Source organism: Sulfuriroseicoccus oceanibius (genome assembly GCF_010681825.2).
In the GTDB taxonomy this organism is placed as follows: domain Bacteria; phylum Verrucomicrobiota; class Verrucomicrobiia; order Verrucomicrobiales; family SLCJ01; genus Sulfuriroseicoccus; species Sulfuriroseicoccus oceanibius.
Genome location: NZ_CP066776.1, coordinates 3,342,602 through 3,360,766, shown reverse-complemented (window position 1 = coordinate 3,360,766; position 18,165 = coordinate 3,342,602). Strand labels below are relative to the sequence as shown.

17 protein-coding genes and 1 other RNA gene are annotated in these 18,165 nt (G+C 57.8%); 15 read left to right on the top strand and 3 right to left on the bottom strand.

The window, feature by feature from the left end; all coding sequences use genetic code 11:
- Positions 1–77: 77 nt before the first annotated feature.
- Positions 78–611 carry a Fur family transcriptional regulator gene (locus G3M56_RS13615; protein WP_235203469.1) on the bottom strand — a complete coding sequence of 178 codons (534 nt, stop codon included), beginning with the start codon at positions 609–611 and terminating at the stop codon, positions 78–80.
- Between the two features lie 205 nt (positions 612–816).
- On the opposite strand from G3M56_RS13615, the gene G3M56_RS13610 reads away from it, so the two are divergent.
- Complete coding sequence (locus tag G3M56_RS13610; protein ID WP_164364747.1) at positions 817–1,629, top strand: M23 family metallopeptidase; 813 nt, start codon at positions 817–819, stop codon at positions 1,627–1,629.
- Between the two features lie 35 nt (positions 1,630–1,664).
- Here G3M56_RS13610 and ffs read toward each other — a convergent pair.
- Positions 1,665–1,759, bottom strand: an RNA gene (gene ffs / locus G3M56_RS13605) — signal recognition particle sRNA small type.
- 353 nt (positions 1,760–2,112) lie between these two features.
- Between ffs and G3M56_RS13600 the strand changes: the two genes are divergently transcribed.
- The 9 genes from G3M56_RS13600 (at position 2,113) to G3M56_RS13560 (ending at position 10,846) form a co-directional block, all read left to right on the top strand.
- A complete protein-coding gene (locus tag G3M56_RS13600; RefSeq protein WP_164364745.1) occupies positions 2,113–2,985 on the top strand; it encodes a coiled-coil domain-containing protein in 873 nt (290 codons plus the stop codon).
- Positions 2,986–3,077: 92 nt separating this feature from the next.
- The gene (locus G3M56_RS13595) at positions 3,078–3,884 is read left to right on the top strand and encodes a hypothetical protein (RefSeq protein ID WP_164364743.1); all 807 of its coding nucleotides are present in this window, start codon (positions 3,078–3,080) and stop codon (positions 3,882–3,884) included.
- Positions 3,885–4,027: 143 nt separating this feature from the next.
- On the top strand, positions 4,028–4,210 hold the full coding sequence (locus tag G3M56_RS13590; RefSeq protein WP_164364741.1) for a hypothetical protein: 183 nt from the start codon (positions 4,028–4,030) through the stop codon (positions 4,208–4,210).
- A 51-nt stretch (positions 4,211–4,261) separates the two neighbouring features.
- Entirely contained in the window at positions 4,262–4,810 is a 549-nt protein-coding gene (locus G3M56_RS13585) for a tRNA (cytidine(34)-2'-O)-methyltransferase (protein WP_235203468.1), read from the top strand.
- Positions 4,811–4,827: 17 nt separating this feature from the next.
- Complete coding sequence (locus G3M56_RS13580) at positions 4,828–5,523, top strand: ABC transporter ATP-binding protein (RefSeq protein ID WP_164364739.1); 696 nt, start codon at positions 4,828–4,830, stop codon at positions 5,521–5,523.
- Positions 5,524–5,618: 95 nt separating this feature from the next.
- Positions 5,619–6,491, top strand: coding sequence for a branched-chain-amino-acid transaminase (gene ilvE, locus G3M56_RS13575; protein WP_164364737.1), 873 nt, complete (start codon positions 5,619–5,621; stop codon positions 6,489–6,491).
- Between the two features lie 93 nt (positions 6,492–6,584).
- Positions 6,585–7,109 (top strand): UvrB/UvrC motif-containing protein, encoded by a 525-nt coding sequence (locus tag G3M56_RS13570; protein ID WP_164364735.1) that lies wholly within the window; start codon positions 6,585–6,587, stop codon positions 7,107–7,109.
- Between the two features lie 72 nt (positions 7,110–7,181).
- Positions 7,182–8,312 carry a protein arginine kinase gene (locus G3M56_RS13565; protein ID WP_235203467.1) on the top strand — a complete coding sequence of 377 codons (1,131 nt, stop codon included), beginning with the start codon at positions 7,182–7,184 and terminating at the stop codon, positions 8,310–8,312.
- Positions 8,313–8,332: 20 nt separating this feature from the next.
- Positions 8,333–10,846, top strand: a complete 2,514-nt coding sequence (locus G3M56_RS13560) for an ATP-dependent Clp protease ATP-binding subunit (protein WP_164364733.1) — start codon at positions 8,333–8,335, stop codon at positions 10,844–10,846.
- Between the two features lie 92 nt (positions 10,847–10,938).
- Here G3M56_RS13560 and G3M56_RS13555 read toward each other — a convergent pair whose 3' ends face one another.
- Positions 10,939–12,360, bottom strand: coding sequence for an MATE family efflux transporter (locus G3M56_RS13555; RefSeq protein WP_164364731.1), 1,422 nt, complete (start codon positions 12,358–12,360; stop codon positions 10,939–10,941).
- 249 nt (positions 12,361–12,609) lie between these two features.
- Between G3M56_RS13555 and G3M56_RS13550 the strand changes: the two genes are divergently transcribed.
- From G3M56_RS13550 to G3M56_RS13530, 5 genes are all read left to right on the top strand, one after another.
- Complete coding sequence (locus G3M56_RS13550) at positions 12,610–13,344, top strand: hypothetical protein (protein ID WP_164364729.1); 735 nt, start codon at positions 12,610–12,612, stop codon at positions 13,342–13,344.
- A gap of 181 nt (positions 13,345–13,525) precedes the next feature.
- Positions 13,526–15,061 carry a sulfatase family protein gene (locus G3M56_RS13545; protein WP_164364727.1) on the top strand — a complete coding sequence of 512 codons (1,536 nt, stop codon included), beginning with the start codon at positions 13,526–13,528 and terminating at the stop codon, positions 15,059–15,061.
- A gap of 82 nt (positions 15,062–15,143) precedes the next feature.
- On the top strand, positions 15,144–15,629 hold the full coding sequence (locus tag G3M56_RS13540; protein WP_164364725.1) for a Crp/Fnr family transcriptional regulator: 486 nt from the start codon (positions 15,144–15,146) through the stop codon (positions 15,627–15,629).
- Between the two features lie 16 nt (positions 15,630–15,645).
- Positions 15,646–16,062, top strand: coding sequence for a DUF3307 domain-containing protein (locus G3M56_RS13535; protein ID WP_235203466.1), 417 nt, complete (start codon positions 15,646–15,648; stop codon positions 16,060–16,062).
- A gap of 85 nt (positions 16,063–16,147) precedes the next feature.
- Positions 16,148–18,016 carry an MFS transporter gene (locus G3M56_RS13530; protein ID WP_164364723.1) on the top strand — a complete coding sequence of 623 codons (1,869 nt, stop codon included), beginning with the start codon at positions 16,148–16,150 and terminating at the stop codon, positions 18,014–18,016.
- Positions 18,017–18,165: the final 149 nt, after the last annotated feature.

Here is an 18,165-nt window from a genome sequence, read left to right as displayed (position 1 = left end):
ACGGAGATTGGCCGTAGCTCAAGCACGGCGATGCATTGTCTGCTCCGCTCGGGGGCAATGCGGCGGTGCCTGTTGGGTTAGCGCACCGGAAGTTTGCGGCGCACCAAACGCGCGTTGATCAGGTTTTCGCAGGTGCCGGTCTGGCGCAACTGCTCACAACAGGCCTCGATGCGGAGGGAGGAGGTTGATGGCCGGAAGCCGAGGCGGCGCACGATGCAGTCTTCGAGCACCTGAAGGTTTGCGTCGGAGAACTCGATCACCTTGCCGCAGTCCACGCAGATGAGGTGAGCGTGGTCGGGGTGGTCGTTGAAGTTCGGGTCGTAGTGCTTGAGATCGCCGCCGAGGTCGATTTCCCGCAGCAGTCCGGCTTCGATGAGCAATGGGATGGTGCGGTAGACCGTGGCGCGCGATGTGTTGGGGTCAATCGCCTTGGTGCGCTCGAGAAGTTCTTCGGCTGTGAAGTGTTCTTCATTGGCGAAGGCGGCGCGGAAGATAGCGTCGCGTTGACCGGTCTTGCGCAGGCCTTTCTTTTTTACGAAGGCGTCGAAGCGGTCTTTGATCTCTTGATTCATGCAGTGGCGGTCGGCAGCGGTTGGTCGGATGGAGTGCACAAGGTAGCCTTGCGGGTAACGGTTGGTCAACTACGAGGGCCGCATGATTTGGAGAGCGCGGTGGTGTGATCCGTTCTTGCCTGAAGATGGACTCCGGTGGAGACTCGGAGCGATGATGACGCCACGCCGAACGCAGCACGACCCTAGGTTTCCCCGGACTGACGGAAAAAACCGCGCATGGGAGGGAGCGTCGTCGGATCAGAGTTTGCGCAAGGGATCGCGCGCACGTGCGCTGTGGGTTGGGAGTGCCGCCACTGGGTTGGTAGTGGTGGCGGTGTTGATTGCGGTGGCGGTGAAGCTCAAGCAGCTGGAGTCGGAGTCGGGGCCGGTGGTGGCTCTAGGGGCTACCTATGAGGATCTGCAGGCGGTCGATGTCTCGGCTCGTGATGAATTGCTGCCGGTGGATCCGTGGTGGCTGGTGGGGCTGCCGGAGGCGGGGTGGTTTATTTCGCCAATGGGGGCGCGCAGTGGGGCGATGACTTATAATGCCCAAGGTTTCGATGCACCAAACGCGACGCGTGGTGGTCGTCATGCAGGTGATGATTTGAACGGAATTGGTCAGGAGAATAGTGACCTCGGTGATCCTGTATATGCGGCTGCCAATGGAGGCGTGCTTTTTGCCGCGGAAGTCGGTGGGGGATGGGGAGGAGTTGTCGTTCTGCAGCACCGGATGGCGGATGGTACGTGGGTCCAGACCGTTTATGCGCATTTGGAGTCCATCTTTGTGCTTGAGGGGAGTACAGTGGCTCGCGGGGAGAATATAGGGAGTGTGGGGAATGCGGATGGAGCCTATCTGGCGCACCTGCATTTTGAAGTACGTCGGGGTGTCCGACCATACTTGGGGGCAGGTTATCTGCCGATGGAGAGCGGCAGCTCCCACGGGCGGGTCGACCCTACGGTCTTTTTGAAAGAGCATGGGCCTCCATTCGCCGATGCGTTGTTCTACGAGTCTCCGCTGGGCTTTCGCAGTGGTGTGGAACTGCGGGTGAGCTCTCCTGATGCGGAAGAGGGCGAGTGATCGAGCCTGATGGCGTGAGATCAGGGCAAAAAAAAGACTGCCAAGGAGCCACGGCAATAAGGAACACGCTACCGTTGCTGCATTCCTGCCCTGGCGGGGTTCACGAGTCTTTACTCCGTGGTCCCTGACAGCGGAGCCAAGCTAGGAGCAGTCTGGGGGCTGTGCAAGCGGAATCGGGGAAATTGCGGGGTGATGGGTTCAGGGGTTGTGGATTTGTTGGGTCGGTTTGAAATTTGATGGTGCGGATTCTTCCGGATTGGAAGAGATCTCTAAGAAATATCGGAAACTGAGCGTTTTGTCTGCCCATTGACCTGAGACTGTGAAATTGTCATTGATCTACATTTCTTGAACATTTGTATTGTCAGCATCCTGAGTCATCGCTAGATGATGTGCGTTCAATGCGGAACAGTGTCTTGACGCTGTCTGCTGATTCAATTTCTATCAATCCCTCCAACCCAGCGCTAACGCAGAGAAAATCCCTCCATGAAGGTATCAGACTACATTTTGATCGCAGCCGGTGTGGCCGGTGCAGCCGGGGCCTACCTCACTTACCAGAACTACTCGGACTTCGCCGGTGACCCGTTCGGTGACGAGCCAAAGGCCCGATACAACGACAAGACTCCACTGGTGCCTGTGTTCAAGGCCAAGGAGAAGCGCAACGAGACCTTGACGGAAGCGCTGACGGAGAAGCAGGACGACTTGGCCACCCTCAATACTGAGATCGCCTCGTTGAATGAGGAGATTGAAGTGTTGCGCACCGAGAATAGCCAGCTTTCCAAGGACAAGCTCGACGTGGACGAGGATTTGAAGCGTTACGACCGTCAGATTGCCCGTAACGAAGCGAAGCTCGATGAGATGAACCGTTACCTTCAGAAGTTCGGTGACCCTGAGCAAATCAAGGCAAAGGTGGAGCGACTTCGCGACGATTTGGCCTCGACGCGTGCTAGCTTGGCCGCGGCGAAGGATGAGCTTGCCAGCAACATTGCGCGTAACGAGCAGTTGCAGAAATCGATCGGTGGTCATCGTGAGACCATTGAGATGGCGCAGACTGGGCGCATGCGTCCGTCGTTCCGCTCGACCATCAGCGAAGTTTACGGTCGCTGGGGCTTCGTGGTGATTCAGGGTGGTGTCGATCAGGGAGTGAATGCCAATGCAACGCTCGACGTGATCCGTGGTGGCCAGCGTATCGGTCAGGTTGTTGTGACTACCGTGGAGCCATCTGTTTCGGTGTGTTCGCTGGTTGAAGGTTCGATGGTGGGTGGTGTGCAAATCATGCCGGGCGACCAAGTGAAGCCAGCTCCCAAGCCTGCAGATCAAGAACCATCCGCAGGAGTGACCGCGTTGCTGGATGCCTAACGTCCGCGCCGCTGAAACGACTATAAGCAAACTTTAGATTCTTGCGGCGGGATGCCGCGCCAACCTTTATTTCCCCAGAACCAAAAATTACGATGGCTAGATCGATCACACTATTTGTCGCGCTCTTCTGCGCACTTGGTGCCGCCTTTTTCAGTTACACCAACTTGAACAAGGCGATCAAGAAGCAGAAGGATATCGTTGAACTGACCGCGGACAACCGCCAGCTCACCAAGGACATTGACTCCACCAGTCAGGAGATCGATGAGCGCGAGGGCGTGAAGGAAACTGCGCTTACCAACAAGGGAAGCCAGGAAGGGGAGAAACTGACTCTCGAGTCAGATCTGCGCCGTGCCAAGGAGCAGTTGCCTGCCCGCCAGCGTAAGATTCAGGCACAGGAGCGTGATATCGAGAACTACGATAAGACCGTTGCTGAGATTCAGGATGTTCTCGGAGATGTTGGAGTCCAGGAGCCTGAGGAGATTGAGCAGGCCATCCAGCAAATGGAGCAGGACAAGATCGCCTTGCGCAAAGAGCTCGAAGAAACCGAGACGCTTGCCGCTGCTGCAGCTGAGCGCGTCGAGACCGCTCAAGGCCAACTGGAGCGCCTCGGTGGTACCATCGCCAAGCGTCGTGAGGGGATTGCTCGCAACGTGATCGAGTCGACCGTTGCTGCGGTCAACAACGACTGGGGCTTTGTGGTGATCGACGCAGGTAAGTCGCAAGGCTTCTCGGCGGATCAGAGCTTGCTTGTGAAGCGTGGCAACACCTACATCGCCAAGCTTGCTGTGGTTTCGCTTGAGAGCAATCGCATCATCGCTGATGTGGCTCCGAACTCGCTCGCTCCAGGTGCACGTGTGATGCCTGGTGACCGCGTGATCGTCGAGACGCCAAACCGCTAATCGGTTTATCTTTGATTTTCGATCCGATCGGCTGGGAGTGATCCCGGTCGATCGGATTTTTTTTCGCTTGAATTGGCGCAGGGATCGCGGCTTGATGGTGCCGCTTTGCCGGATGTCAGGCCGGTGCTAACCTTGAATGTTCGATGATGAAATCTCTGTTTGTTAAGTTTTTTGCGGTGGCTCTTGGGGGCTTGTGCGTGTTGTTGACGAGTTGTGAACAGACCAAGCCTCGTGGCCCGCAGCCGAAGTCGAGCTCGCTTGGGTGGAATCACATCCGTCCGGGGGAAGGGGCTGGTATCATGGGGCAGCAGATGGGCAGCCGCTAAAGGCTGGCATCATTGGATCCGGGGTGTGGTGGTTTGTTGTAAGACTTGATTATGAGTGGCGGGACGCAGTCATTGGAGGCAGGCGCAGCGCGGCGTCAGGTTTTGGCGCGGCGTGACGTGATCCATGTGGTTTTGTTTGAGCCTGAGATTCCGCCGAACACGGGAAATATCGGGCGCATGTGTTGGGCGAGTGGCAATCCGCTGCATTTGATCAAACCTCTGGGGTTTGATTTGAGCGAGCGTTCGCTCAAGCGTGCTGGGTTGGACTACTGGCCTGAGCTTGAGTTGGCGGTGTGGGAGAATTTCGAGGAGTTTGAGCAAGCGTGGAATGGGGAGGGCGGTGCTGACCGTTCGATGTACTATTTCACGACGCGGGGCAAGAAGGCGCACTGGGATGCGGACTATGCTTTAGGGGATGCGTTGGTTTTCGGCCCAGAGACGCGCGGGCTGCCTGCGGCGATGGTCGAAGAGGATTTGGATCGGGCGGTGCGTATTCCGATGACCAATGGTCGGAGTCTGAATCTGGCGACCTCCGCTGGGATCGGTTTGTATGAGGCATTGCGTCAGTGCGGCGGCGATGTGGATGGAGGTCAGGTATGAGTGGGGCGGCCGGTGATATGGATCATGGATTGATCAGCGCGAGGGATGTGACGCGTCAGTTCCGGATTGGGCGGCGCCAGATTGATGTACTACGCGGGGTTTCTCTGGAGATTCAGCGTGGTGAGAAGGTGTTTTTGTGCGGGCCCTCTGGCGCGGGGAAGACGACGTTGATGTACACGCTTGCCGGATTGGAGCGGCCGACATCGGGCGAGGTTTTGATCAACGGGAAGTCGTTGTACCGTGGTGGCCGGAAGGAGATTTCGCGGACTCGCAACCAGATGATGGGGTATGTGTTCCAGAACTTCCTGCTGATGCCTGAGCTGTCTGCATTGGAGAATGTGTTGCTGCCTGCATTCATTGGGCGTGACGATCGCCTGGAGCAGGCCAAGGATATTTTGGAGCGGGTTGGAATGGGGCATCGGCTGCACCATTTGCCGAGTGAGTTGTCGGGAGGTGAGCAGCAGCGCGTGGCGATTGCCCGGGCGCTGGTGAACGAGCCGGCGATTCTCTTTGCCGATGAGCCGACAGGGAACCTCGACAGCAAAGCGGGAGCGGAGGTGATGGAGCTTTTAACGCATCTGGTGAGCGAAAAGGGAACCACGCTGGTGGTGGTCACTCACGACGAAGGGTTGACTCATCTTGGGGACAGGGTGCTGCATTTGGTGGATGGGCAGATTTCTGCGGATGCTGCGCCGACGGCGGGTGTCCTCTGAGGGGTGCAGGGTGCGAGGCGCTTGTGATCTCTCGATTGTCAGGAATCTTTAATTGCGGGGGGCGTGGATTGCGCCATCTTGCCCGTCAGTTTCCTATGAAAGTATATATCGACGGTCAGCTGGTGGATAAGTCAGAGGCGAAGATTTCGGTCTTCGACCACGGATTGCTTTATGGTGATGGGATCTTTGAAGGGATCCGGATCTACAACGGCCGGATTTTCGAACTCGATGCGCACATCAAGCGCCTTGAGGATTCCGCGCGTGCGATCTGCCTCGAGTTGCCAATGTCACTTGAAGAGATTTCCCAGGCGACCGTCGACACTGTGGCGGCCAATGGTTTGCGCGATGGTTACATCCGTCTGGTGGTGACCCGCGGAGCCGGTGGGCTCGGGCTGAACCCATACCTCTGTGAGAAGGCTTCGGTGATCATTATTGCCGACACTATCAAGCTCTACCCTGAAGAGTTTTACCAGAATGGCTTGGACATCATCACCTGTGCCACGCGCCGCCCGACTCCTGCGTCGCTTTCGCCTCAGGTGAAATCGCTCAACTACCTCAACAACGTGATGGCTAAGATCGAAGCGATCCAGGCTGGCACATTGGAGGCGCTGATGCTCAACGAGCAGGGCTACGTGGCCGAGTGCACCGGCGACAATGTGTTTGTGGTTCGTGACGGGGTGATTTTCACACCGTCGATTTCCGCGGGCGCGCTTGACGGGATTACCCGCCGTACCATCATGAAGCTCGCTGTGGAGAGCGGCTACGAGGTGCGCGAGGTGTACATGAGTCGCTACGAGATTTTCACTGCTGATGAATGTTTCCTGACAGGAACCGCCGCCGAAGTGATTCCAGTCGTATCGTTGGATAAACGAACCATTGGGTCCGGGCAGCCGGGTGAGATTACGCGTGAATTGATCGCGAAATACCGTGCGCTGGTGGCGGAATCCGGCACTCCAGTTGGTGTGTGAGCTGGTGCGGCACGCATGCCCGGCGGTTTGTTGAGCGAGCTGTCGGCCTGCGTCGATGGCCGCTGTTGAACAATCTGACGAACAACGATGGGTATGAAGTGTGATCTTTGCGACGAGAAGGCGACAGTATTCCTGACGCAAATCGTCGACGGCAAGATGCAGAAAGTGAACCTGTGCGAGACCTGCGCCCAAGACAAAGGGGTGACGGATCCGACCGGGTTCGCTTTGGCTGATCTGTTGTTCGGGTTTGGCAACGAAGAGGAGGTGGAGATCCCGGGCTTTGAGGCGACGGAGTGTCCATCCTGTGGCTATCCGTTGGAGCAGCTGAAGAAGTCGGGGCGGTTGGGGTGTGCGAAGTGCTACGATGCGTTCGCTCCCAGCTTGCAGTCGTTGGTGAAGGCGATGCACAAGGGCGTTCGTCACCACGGGAAGGTTCCGAGTGGTGCGGTGATGCGGCGGGTGCTCGATGAGCGCCGTCAGGAGCTCGAAGAGGAGTTGGCCAAGGCGATTGCGGAAGAGCGGTACGAAGATGCTGCGCGGTTCCGCGACCAGCTTACCGAGGTTGAGGCAACGATCGCCGAGGGCGCTGCTGATTCGGATTCCTCAGGAAAAGATTAAGGCGGGGGCGGCGGTGGGCTTCGTTCGTACTGTTGTCTGGTGGCTGATCCCCTTTTATATTGCGATTCTTTCATGATGCGATTCTCAACATTGCTGAAATATCCCGCGGACTGGATGACTGGCGGGCAGCAGCGCTCCAATGGGGTGGTGGTGTCGAGTCGGATCCGGTTGGCTCGCAACTTGTGTGACGAGGTATTTCCTAGTTGGGCGAAGCCGGACCAGCGGATGCACGCATTGGATCGGATTCTGCCTGCGGTTGAGGCGTTGCCTGAGATGGAGCGGGGCTTTTCAAAATCGCTGGATTCCCTCAGCGCGATCGACAAGAGAGTGTTGGTGGAGCGGCATTTGATCAGTCGAGAGCAGGCTGGCAATGCGAATGGCAGTGCGGTGGTAATCAACCGCTCGCAAAGCTTGAGCATCATGATCAATGAGGAGGATCACCTGCGGATTCAGGCGATTTTTCCCGGCTTCGATCTTGAGAAGGCGTATGATTTCATCGACCGCGTTGACTCCAGCCTGGAGCAGGAGCTCGACTATGCCTTCGACACGAAGTACGGCTACTTGACCTCGTGCCCGAGTAACCTTGGGACGGGGATGCGTGCGAGTGTGATGCTGCACTTGCCTGGCTTGGTGTTGAGTCACCAGATCGGTAAGGTGATTGCAGCTGCCAACCGGATCGGTCTGGCGGTGCGCGGGATTTTTGGCGAGGGCTCCGAGGCGCAGGCGAACCTTTTCCAGGTGTCGAACCAGCGGACGCTGGGGGAGTCGGAGCGCGATATTATCGAGAGACTGCAGCGGGTGATCGAGCGGACGATTCGTCATGAGTTGGCTGCCCGTGAGAAGTTGCTTGAGGACAATGCGACGATGGTGCGCGATCAGATCGGGCGGGCGTATGCGAACTTGCGTTTCGCGCACGTGATGACCAGTAAAGAGGCATTGAACCAGCTGTCCTTGATGCGTCTTGGGATGGATTGTGGATTGATCCCGGAATGGTCCGACGAGTCGCTTGAGCTGTTGTTGATGGAGATTCAGCCGGCCCACTTGCAGTTGTTGGCCAAAGAGACGCTCAGTCCTGAGCAACGGGACGTGGTGCGAGCCGAATTGTTGCGAACAAAATTGAAGTCAGTCCCTGAGCCTGATATGCCATCAGATAGCGACGGGACATGGGACGCGACTTCGCCATCGGGCGACGAGACCCGTTGAATTTTCAACTTGAGAAATACATGAGTAATTTTACCCCACGAGCTCAACAAGTTTTGGCGTTGGCCCGCAAGGAGGCCGACCGTTTCAACCATAATTATGTTGGCACCGAGCACTTGCTGCTTGGCTTGATCAAGCTGGGCCAGGGTGTTGCTGTCAATGTGCTTCAGAAGCTTGGAATGGACCTCAATACGGTGCGTATGGAGGTGGAGAAGCAGGTCGGAGCCGGGCCTGAAAACAAGATGTCCGGCAACATTCCCTACACACCTCGCGTGAAGAAGGTGTTGGCTCTGTCCTCGAAAGAGGCGAAGGCGCTGAACCACTCGTACGTGGGCACCGAGCACATTTTGCTGGGCTTGCTGCGTGAAGGCGAAGGTGTCGCTGCACGAGTGCTTGAGAGCCTCAACGTGGACATCGACACCGCGCGCAACGAGGTTCTCAAGGAGCTCGACCCGAACTTCAGCGAGGGGCCGGACGAGGACGAGATGGACGAGATGCCTGGTGAAGAAGAGGCGCTCGGTGGGAAGAAGGCGTCGCGCACACCGGCTTTGCGTGCCTTTGGTCGCGACTTGACCGAGTTGGCTCGTGAAGGGGGCTTGGATCCTGTGATCGGTCGGTCTGAGGAGATCGAGCGTGTGATTCAGATTTTGTGCCGCCGGACCAAGAACAACCCTGTGCTCGTGGGTGAGCCGGGCGTGGGTAAGACCGCGATCGTTGAAGGTCTCGCGCAAGAGATCGCTGCCGGTGAGGTGCCTGAAATCCTGCGGGACAAGAAGGTGATCACTTTGGATCTTGCCTTGATGGTGGCTGGTACCAAGTACCGTGGTCAGTTCGAAGAACGGATCAAAGCGGTGATGGACGAGATCCGTCGGGCCGGTGATGTGATCCTTTTCATTGATGAGTTGCACACCATCGTGGGTGCGGGATCGGCCGAGGGCGCAATGGACGCGTCGAACATCATCAAGCCGTCGCTGAGCCGCGGCGAGCTGCAGTGCATCGGTGCCACAACGATCAACGAGTACCGCAAGCACATCGAGAAAGATGGCGCGTTGGAGCGTCGATTCCAGCAGGTCAAGGTTGATGAGCCCTCGGTGGACGATGCGATCAAGATTTTGCAGGGCTTGAAGGTGAAGTACGAGCTTCACCACAAGGCGAAGTTTTCTGACGCGGCGATCGAGGCTGCGGTGCGTTTGTCCGCACGTTATTTGACTGGCCGTTACCTGCCGGACAAGGCGATCGACATCATGGACGAAGCTGGTGCCAAGGCTCGGATTGCGTCTATGATCCGTCCACCGTCGGTGAAGGACATTGAGGCGGAGATCGAGGAGATCCACAGCGCCAAATCCGAGGCGATCAAGGATCAGGATTTCGAAAAGGCAGCCGCATTGCGCGACGAAGAGAAGGAAGCCAAGGCTCGACTTGAGAGCGTGTTGGAAGAATGGCGCACCGAGAGCGAGGAGACCATTGTCGACGTCGATGACGACGAGATCATGGCAGTGGTTTCCAAGTGGACTGGGGTGCCATTGCAGCGGATGGAGGAGAAGGAGACACAGCGCTTGCTCAAAATGGAAGACGAGTTGCGTGAGTCCGTCATCGGCCAGGATGAGGCCGTGGTCGCTATTTCCAAGGCACTGCGCCGTAGCCGTGCCGACTTGAAAGACCCTCGTCGTCCGATCGGATCGTTTGTGTTCCTTGGGCCGACCGGTGTGGGTAAGACCTATCTTGCGCGCAACCTGGCGGAGTTCATGTTTGGTGATCCGGATGCCTTGATCCAGATCGACATGTCCGAGTACATGGAGAAGTTCACGTCGAGCCGATTGATCGGATCGCCTCCGGGCTATGTCGGTCACGAGGAAGGTGGCCAGCTGTCCGAGCAGGTGCGTCGTCGTCCATACTCGGTGGTGCTTTTCGATGAGATTGAGAAAGCGCACCCGGACGTGATGAACCTGTTGTTGCAGGTGCTTGAGGAAGGGATGATCACCGACAGCCTCGGGCGCCGTGTGGATTTCCGCAATACCATCATCATCCTGACGTCGAATGTCGGTGCGGAGTTGATCAAGAAGCAGAACGTGATGGGCTTCGGTGCCGCGACCGGCGAAGAAGATGCCAACTACGACGTGATGCGAGACAAGCTCACCGAGCAGGCGCGCAAGGCATTCAAGCCTGAGTTCCTGAACCGACTCGACGATCTGATTGTGTTCCACATGCTGGAGCGCAAGGATCTCGTGCGCATTGTGGACCTTGAGATCAAAAAGGTGGATGGCCGTTTGGCTGAGAAGCAGATCTCGATGGATCTGGACAGTTCGGCGAAAGACTTGCTGATCGAGAAGGGATACGATCCGAGCTACGGCGCGCGTCCGATGCGCCGTGCGGTTGAGCGTTATCTTGAAGATCCGCTGGCAGAGAAACTTTTGGTCGGGGATATCGCCGAGGGCGACACCGTTCAAGTGCGCAAGTCCGACAGTGAGGACGCGCTTGAGTTCGATGTCACCGGGCGCACCGGCAAAGGTAAAGCCAAGAGCGGCAGCGAGCGGTAATCGTTTCGAAGAAGTTCAATCGGCCGCCACTGGGGTGATTCCTGGTGGCGGCTTTTTTGCGCCTTGATGGGATAGTGTAACGAGGCGGCGGGTCAGACCTTGGCGTCCATCCATTTTGCGGAGTGGAAGCGGATGCCGAAGATGATGGCCTGAGTGAGCAGGTCAAACGACATGACCAGCCAGATCCACCACAGGCCCAATCCCAGCACGGAGCCGACCAGATAGGCACCGCCGAGGCGCACGATGAGCATGCTGCCGTAGGAGTAGCGCATGACGGCTTTGGTATCCCCAGCACCACGGAAGGTGGTTTTGAGGATCACGCACGTGGCCAACATGGGCTGGGTCAGACCACAGAGGAAGACGATGGGAGCGGCCAATTCCAAGTGAACTGGGGAGTCCGGAGCAATCAGGCCGACCAGTTGTTCTGAAAAGACCAGAAAGACGATTCCAATGAGTGTCATCAATGCACCGCCGCCGATCCAGCAGGTCCATGCGGCTTGCTTGGCTCGCGATTTGTCCTCCATCCCCAGGTACTGGCCGGCGAGAGTCGCAGACGCGGCGCCGAGCGCGAAGCCCGGCAGGAAACTGAGCGATTCGCAGCGGATTGCGATGAAGTGGGCGCCGAGCGTGCCCTCGGCGGGGAGTCCGCTGATGATGCGCACGACGAGGGCGTTGATGGTCCACATGCCGAAGATTTCGATCGCTGATGGGACGCCGACGCGCACGATGCGCCGCATGACGTCGTAGTCCGGGCGCAGTGCGTTGAGGTTTAGTTTGAGCCCCTTTGAACGAACCAAAAGAACCACGGTGAGGACCAGCGCCCCCATGACCCAGGCAATGGTCGTGCCAAGAGCGATGCCGGTCATGCCTCTGCCTCCAAATGGCTCGGGGCCGTAAACGAAGAGCCAGCTCAGTCCGATGTTGATGCCATTGACCAAGGTCATCACGAAGAACGGGGTTCGCGTGTCTCCCGATCCTCGGAGCGCGGCGTTGCCGGCGAACATGATGCCGCTGAATGGCGCGCTGAGCGCGACGATATCGATGTAGATGGTGGCGAGCCGGCCTGCTTCGGGAGAGAGCCCGAAGAGTTTCACCAGCAGTGGCATAGAGAGTAGCAGGGCACCACCCGCCAGAATACCGGCAACGCAGCCGAGCAAAAGCGCCTGGCCTAGCGAGCGGTTGGCGAGTTCCTTGTCGTCAGCTCCAGTGGCGCGGGAAATCATCGCCATGCCACCGGTCGCGGCTGCGCCTTGCAGGATCATCATCAACCAAGTGAGGTAGGCAGCCAGAGCCAGAGCATCCAGTGCCGCGACACGTTCCGCGCCTTCGCCAATGCGGCCTGCGAGTACGGAGTCGGTCATGCCGACGAGGAACCCTAGAAGTTGTTCTAACAGCGGCCAGATCGCGAGTACCGCGACTTGGTGGGGGATGGACTTTCCCGCGAGGTTGCCGCCGAGTTCGCGCCGGGCGGCCCCATCGTTTGCGGCATCCACTGTGACTCCGGATTTTGACATAGGCTGATAGTTACCGTGGTGGTGGATGCGAGTGATCGCAAGAGAGGATTAGCTGGAGACCAGTGTGTTTGACGGGGGGAATTGTTGACCCTGTATGACAAATTTGTGTCATTTGGGTTTGTTGGCACGTCTAGTGCTTGAGGACCAGTGGGTTCCATCCGCTTGTGTGGCTGGAGCCCTCCCGTGAGTCGCATGATGCTAGGAGGCTCATTGATCGGGATCGTAAAGCGTCACAAAACCCAGAAATGTATGAAATTAGAGATTAAAACCCTTGCGGCATCGTTGATGGTTGCCGCTCCTGTTATTGCTGGTGAGGCTCCAAAAGCGACTGAGGTGGTTAGTGAAAGCCCTTCGGTTTTCTCGGGCAAGTTGGTTGCCGGCTACTCGAGCAGCTATGAATTCCGAGGCGTCGATTTTGGCGACCATCTGGTGGATGTGTGTTTGTCGACGGGGTTTGACCTCGGAAACGATGTCGAGCTCGGTCTCGGTACGTGGTACGGATCGTTGGTTCAGGACGATTATACCGAGCTCAACTTGGTGGCCGATGTGACCAAGAGCTTTGGTGCATTCGAGCTCGGAGCTGGGTACACGTACTACTACTTTGGTGAGAGTGGGGCCAAGGCACACGAGGTTGGTCTATTCGGTTCCTATCAGATCGTGCCTGCTGTGGCGTGGAACCTGGGAGGCTATTACGATTTCGAAACCGAGGGCACCTATATCGAAACCTCACTCGCAGCGGAGACCCAATGCCTGATTTGGGACCGGCTGACATGGGCCGCTGAGATTGGCGTGGCGTACAACGTCGACTACTACGTCGATGGGGACGGCTTCAACCACTCGTTCCTTGAGATCTCGGCTCCGATCACTCTTACCGATAACGCAACACTGACTCCATTCATCCGCGGTACGCTGGCGATGGATGTGTTGGAAGACAGCGAAGATGACTTGCTTATTGGAGGCGTTTCGCTTGCCGTGACCTTCTAAAGAGAATGGCCGGCTAGCGATGGTGGATTCCATCGCTCGCGAGAGATTAATGGTAGATCTGAAAAGAGGCGCCCTGTGGATTCCCCGTGATCCGCAGGGCGTTTTATGTATCTTTTTTTGCACTTTCGGTGAAAGGTAGGTCTTTCTCGTCGGCGTTAAGGCGCCCTGCTAGTAGATAATTATGATGCATCGACTTTCTCTCATCCTCGCTGGAGCGCTGGCCGTCAGTGCCGTGCATGCTGCTGAATCAAAGCCCAATGTCGTTCTGATTTATGGTGACGACGTGGGGTATGGTGATGTGGGCGCTTACGGCGCGGAGATGATCCCGACTCCCAACATTGACCAGCTCGCAGATGAAGGAACGCGCTTCACCGACGGGCATTGTTCCGCGGCCACGTGCACGCCCTCGCGCTTTTCCATGCTGACCGGGCGTCACGGCTTCCGTCACGGGGTGCGGATTCTTGCGCCGAATGCGCCGATGGCGATCCAGCCAGAGATGCTCACGCTGCCACAGGTTTTCAAGCAGGCGGGTTATCAGACAGCGGTGATCGGCAAATGGCACCTCGGGCTCGGTGACGGCAAGACGCCGGTCGACTGGAATGGGGATGTGAAACCCGGACCGCTCGAGATTGGCTTCGATTATTCGTTCCTCCTGCCATCGACAAATGACCGCGTGCCATGCGTCTATCTTGAGAATTACCGGGTCGTGAACTTGGATCCGAAAGACCCGCTCTTTGTTGGCAGCAAGCCGAACGGGGTGGAAGCGACCGAATACCCGGATGGACGCAAGAACCCGGAAGCGATGACTTATTACAAGAGCTCGCACGGGCACAACAATTCGGTCATCAATGGGATCGGCCGTATTGGGTTCCAGTGGGGGGGCAAGTCCGCGCTGTGGAACGATGAAACGATGAGCGATGTGTTCGTCGAGAAGACCCGCGAGTACTTGGCGAAGGCTAAAGAAAAAGACCAGCCGTTCTTCCTTTATTTTGCATCGCAGGACATCCACGTCCCACGCGCGCCGCATCCACGCTTCAAAGGGATGTCTCAGCTCGGCTACCGCGGTGATGCGATGGTGCAGTTTGACTGGTCGGTCGGCGAGATCATGAAGGCGCTCGACGAGCAGGGACTGGCGGAAAACACGATCGTGATCTTCTCCAGCGACAATGGTCCTGTTTATGACGACGGCTATCATGATGGCACGACCGTGTTAACATCGAGCCAGGAGAGTGACCGAGGGCATGATGGCTCGGGGCCATTCCGTGGTGGCAAGTACCAGATCTACGAGGGGGGCACCCGTGTGCCTACGATCGTGCGTTGGCCTGGTAATGTGAAGGCGGGTGAAGTTTCCGACGCGATGGTAAATCAGATCGATCTGTTGGCCTCGTTTGCCGGGATGCTCGATGTGAAGGTGCCGGCGACTCAGGCGATCGACAGCCGCGATATGTCCGGTGCCTGGTTTGCCAACGCGGACAAGGGAGCCGAAGTAATGCTGGAAGAAGCGGCGATCGTCGCGATCCGCCAAGGGAAGTGGAAGTTTATTCCGGCTTACGCCAACCGAGCTGCCGAGTTGTACGACTTGGATGCTGATCCAGGTGAGCAAAAGAACCTGGCAGGAGAGCAACCGCAGAAGGTCGAGGAGCTGACCGCTTTGCTCAAAAAGCTGAAGTCCGACGGGCGTGGTGTGCGCGCTGTGTTGGGCGCCGCGGTCAAGTAAGCGCTGATCCCCTCCGGATAATTGCGTTTACCTCGGGTGGGGGCGCGGGCTAGACTGCTGGTCGAACTCATTGCCAGCAGCTATGCCCCAGACGCCCCAATCACCACCAGAACTTCCTGCCATCGGGTTCTTGGAGCAGATGAGCGACGAGGATCGCAAATTGCTCAGCTCATATGGTGAGTTTATAGACGCAACCGAGGGGAGTGAACTAATCAAAGAAGGCGAGCCCCAAGGGCAACTCTATTTGTTGCTCTCGGGGCTTCTTCATGTCTCGCGCGAGCGCAACGGAACGCGCACCTTGCTGTGGCGCGCGGCTCCCGGCGAGGCTATTGGCGAGGTGAATGTGTTTGATCCGGGCGAGGGCAGTGCGGATGTGACCGCTCACGAGGACTCTCGGGTTTGGCGCGTGGGGCGTGAGGATTTGGAAACGTTTGTCGACTCGCATCCCGCCAGCGGTGCGGCGTTGATGTTGGGGATCAGCCGGATGCTTAGCAAACGCTTGCGGGCCATGAACGAACGCTTTGCCATGCTCCAGCGGGCGATGGCGGACCACGCGGGCTGGAAATAGATTATTACTCGCCTCGATGATGGACCCCTTAATCATGCTCGCCTCGCCCACGCTGTCTCTCGATGCATTCGGCAGTGTCGCTGGCGCGCTGACGCTCTTTTTCGCGCTGTTGATCGGGCACGCTCTCGGGGATTTTCCTCTGCAGGGAGAGTTTCTGGCGACGGGGAAGAACCGCCACCTCGTAACGGAAAAAGGTGGTGATTTGGTTGGTGGTGGGTGGTTTGTTTGTTTGATCGCCCATGCGCTGATCCACGCAGGTTTGGTCTGGGCTCTGACCGGGTCCGTGGTGTTGGGATGTACCGAACTGGTTCTCCATGCGGTGATAGACGCCATCCGGTGTGAGGGGAAACTTGGGTTTGTTGCAGATCAATTGCTGCATGTTGCCTGTAAAGGAGGCTTTGCCGTGTTGCTATTTTTCGGGCTTGTGGCGTAGTGGGGATCGCGCAAACTATGCGCGCTCAATGCCCTGCGATGATGCCGTTCTCTGGGCAGGGTGATTGAAAATCCTACCGACCCCCATGGATCCGGAAACCGAAAACCACCAAGAAGATTGGCCGTCGTTCCGCGGCTTGTTGAGCGTTCAAACCTTGAATGCACTCAACGATAACGTCGTAAAGTTCCTGCTGATCGGTGTGGCGCTGAACCTGGGAATCGTTTGGGCGGTGCCGGGCTCGGGTTATGCGATGCCCTTCCAGCACGTGCTGGGCGCGCTGGCCGCGTTGACGTTCATCGTTTTCTCGCCGCTGGCTGGCTGGTTTTCCGACCGCTATTCGAAGGCGGGGGTCATTGTCTCCTGCATGTGGTTGCAGTTGCTCTGTTTTCTTATCATTGCGGGCTCCTTGTATGCTGAGTGGATCTGGGGAGCGGTGATCGGCTTCGTGTTGATCTCCATCCAGTCGGTGATTTTCTCACCGGCCAAGGTAGGGATTGTCAAAGAACTGTTGGGCAGCAGCAGGCTGGGCGCGGCTGCGGGGTGGATGCAGATGTGGGTAATCGTGGCGATCATCGCGGGCTCCGCGTTGGGTGGATCGGTCTACGATGGATTGACGGGTTCGCTCGGTCCGTGGTCAGCAGCAGCAGCGCCGATGGCCGCGTTGTTTGTGGTGTCGATTGCAGCGGTGATTGTGAGTCGACGGATCCGGCGCACGCCAGCGCACGATCCGAAGCCATTCTCGCCAGCTATCCTGACCAAGCAGTTCCATTACTTTGCCGAGTTGTGTGCCGAGAAGCGCCAGCGGCGCAGCGCGTTGGGCAAGGCGTACTTCTGGGGCGTTGGCATGTTCATCCTGCTGGTGGTGACCGAGAAGGCGGACCAGATCGCGGGCGGCACCAGTGAGGCCGGGCGGATTGCCGGTCAGATGATGGCGTGGATGGGGCTGGGCGTGGCGATCGGTGGCGCGTTTACCGCCGCGGTGTCCAAGCGGCGGATCCAACTTGGAATCGTCCCGATTGGTGGCGCGTTTTTTGCGTTGTCGATGGCGGTGCTGCCGTGGGCCGGCGAACCTGGTGAGTGGCTTTATATTGCGGTGCTTTTTGTGTTGGGTTTTGCCGGTAGTTGTTTCCTGACTCCGCTCAATGCCTACCTGCAGGATGTCTGCACGCCGACGCGCCGTGGACGGATGCTCGCGGCCTCGGCATTGCTTGATGCTCTGGCGAACCTAGGCGCCGTTGGGGTTCAGCTCGCGCTGCGCGATGGACTCAATCTTTCGATCAACGCCCAACTGCTCGTGGCCGCGGTGGCGACAGGGTTGGTCACGCTTTACACCATGCGCTTGCTACCGCTGGATACGCTTAAAGCGCTCGTCCTTCCTGTGGTGCGTGTGGTCTACGGCGTGCGCAGCCACCATCCTGACAACGTGCCGGCGAATGGGCCGGTCTTGCTCACTGCAAATCATGTCAGCTATGTCGATGCGTTCATTGTGATGGCGGCGTGCCATCGCCCCGTGCGCTTTCTGATGCTCAAGTCCTACTATGACATGTGGTGGGCGAACTGGGCGTTCCGCATCGGCGGGGCGATTCCGATTGATACCTCGAAGAACGCGTCCGCCGCGATCAAGGCCTGTGTCGATGCGTTGAACAACGACGAAGTGGTCTGCATTTTTCCCGAGGGAAAACTGACCCGCCACGGTGGGATGAATGAGTTCAAGCGAGGCATGGAGATCATCGCCAAGCGCTCTGGGGCCAAAGTTGTACCCGTCGCACTGGCGGGGCTTTACGGATCGTTCTTCAGCCATTGGGGCAAAGGCATGATGAAAGGGCGATCCAAGCGGTTCCCTCTCAAGGTGGATGTTACCTTTGCTCAGCTACTCAACGCCGATGATGCCCGCGCCGCCGATGTCCAGCAAACGATTCAACGGATGTTGGATGAGGGGGGACGGGAGGGCTGAAGCTCTGTGTTTTGATCCGTTCTCTGTCGAAATGGGGGCGTATTGCTCGCTGCGCTCGTTGGGGTCTGGTGGCCGTACTGGAGAACGGCGGTCCGGTAGGGCGCAGGTTGGAGTGTGAGCGGTGAGCGAAAGGGGCGAGCTTACGCAGA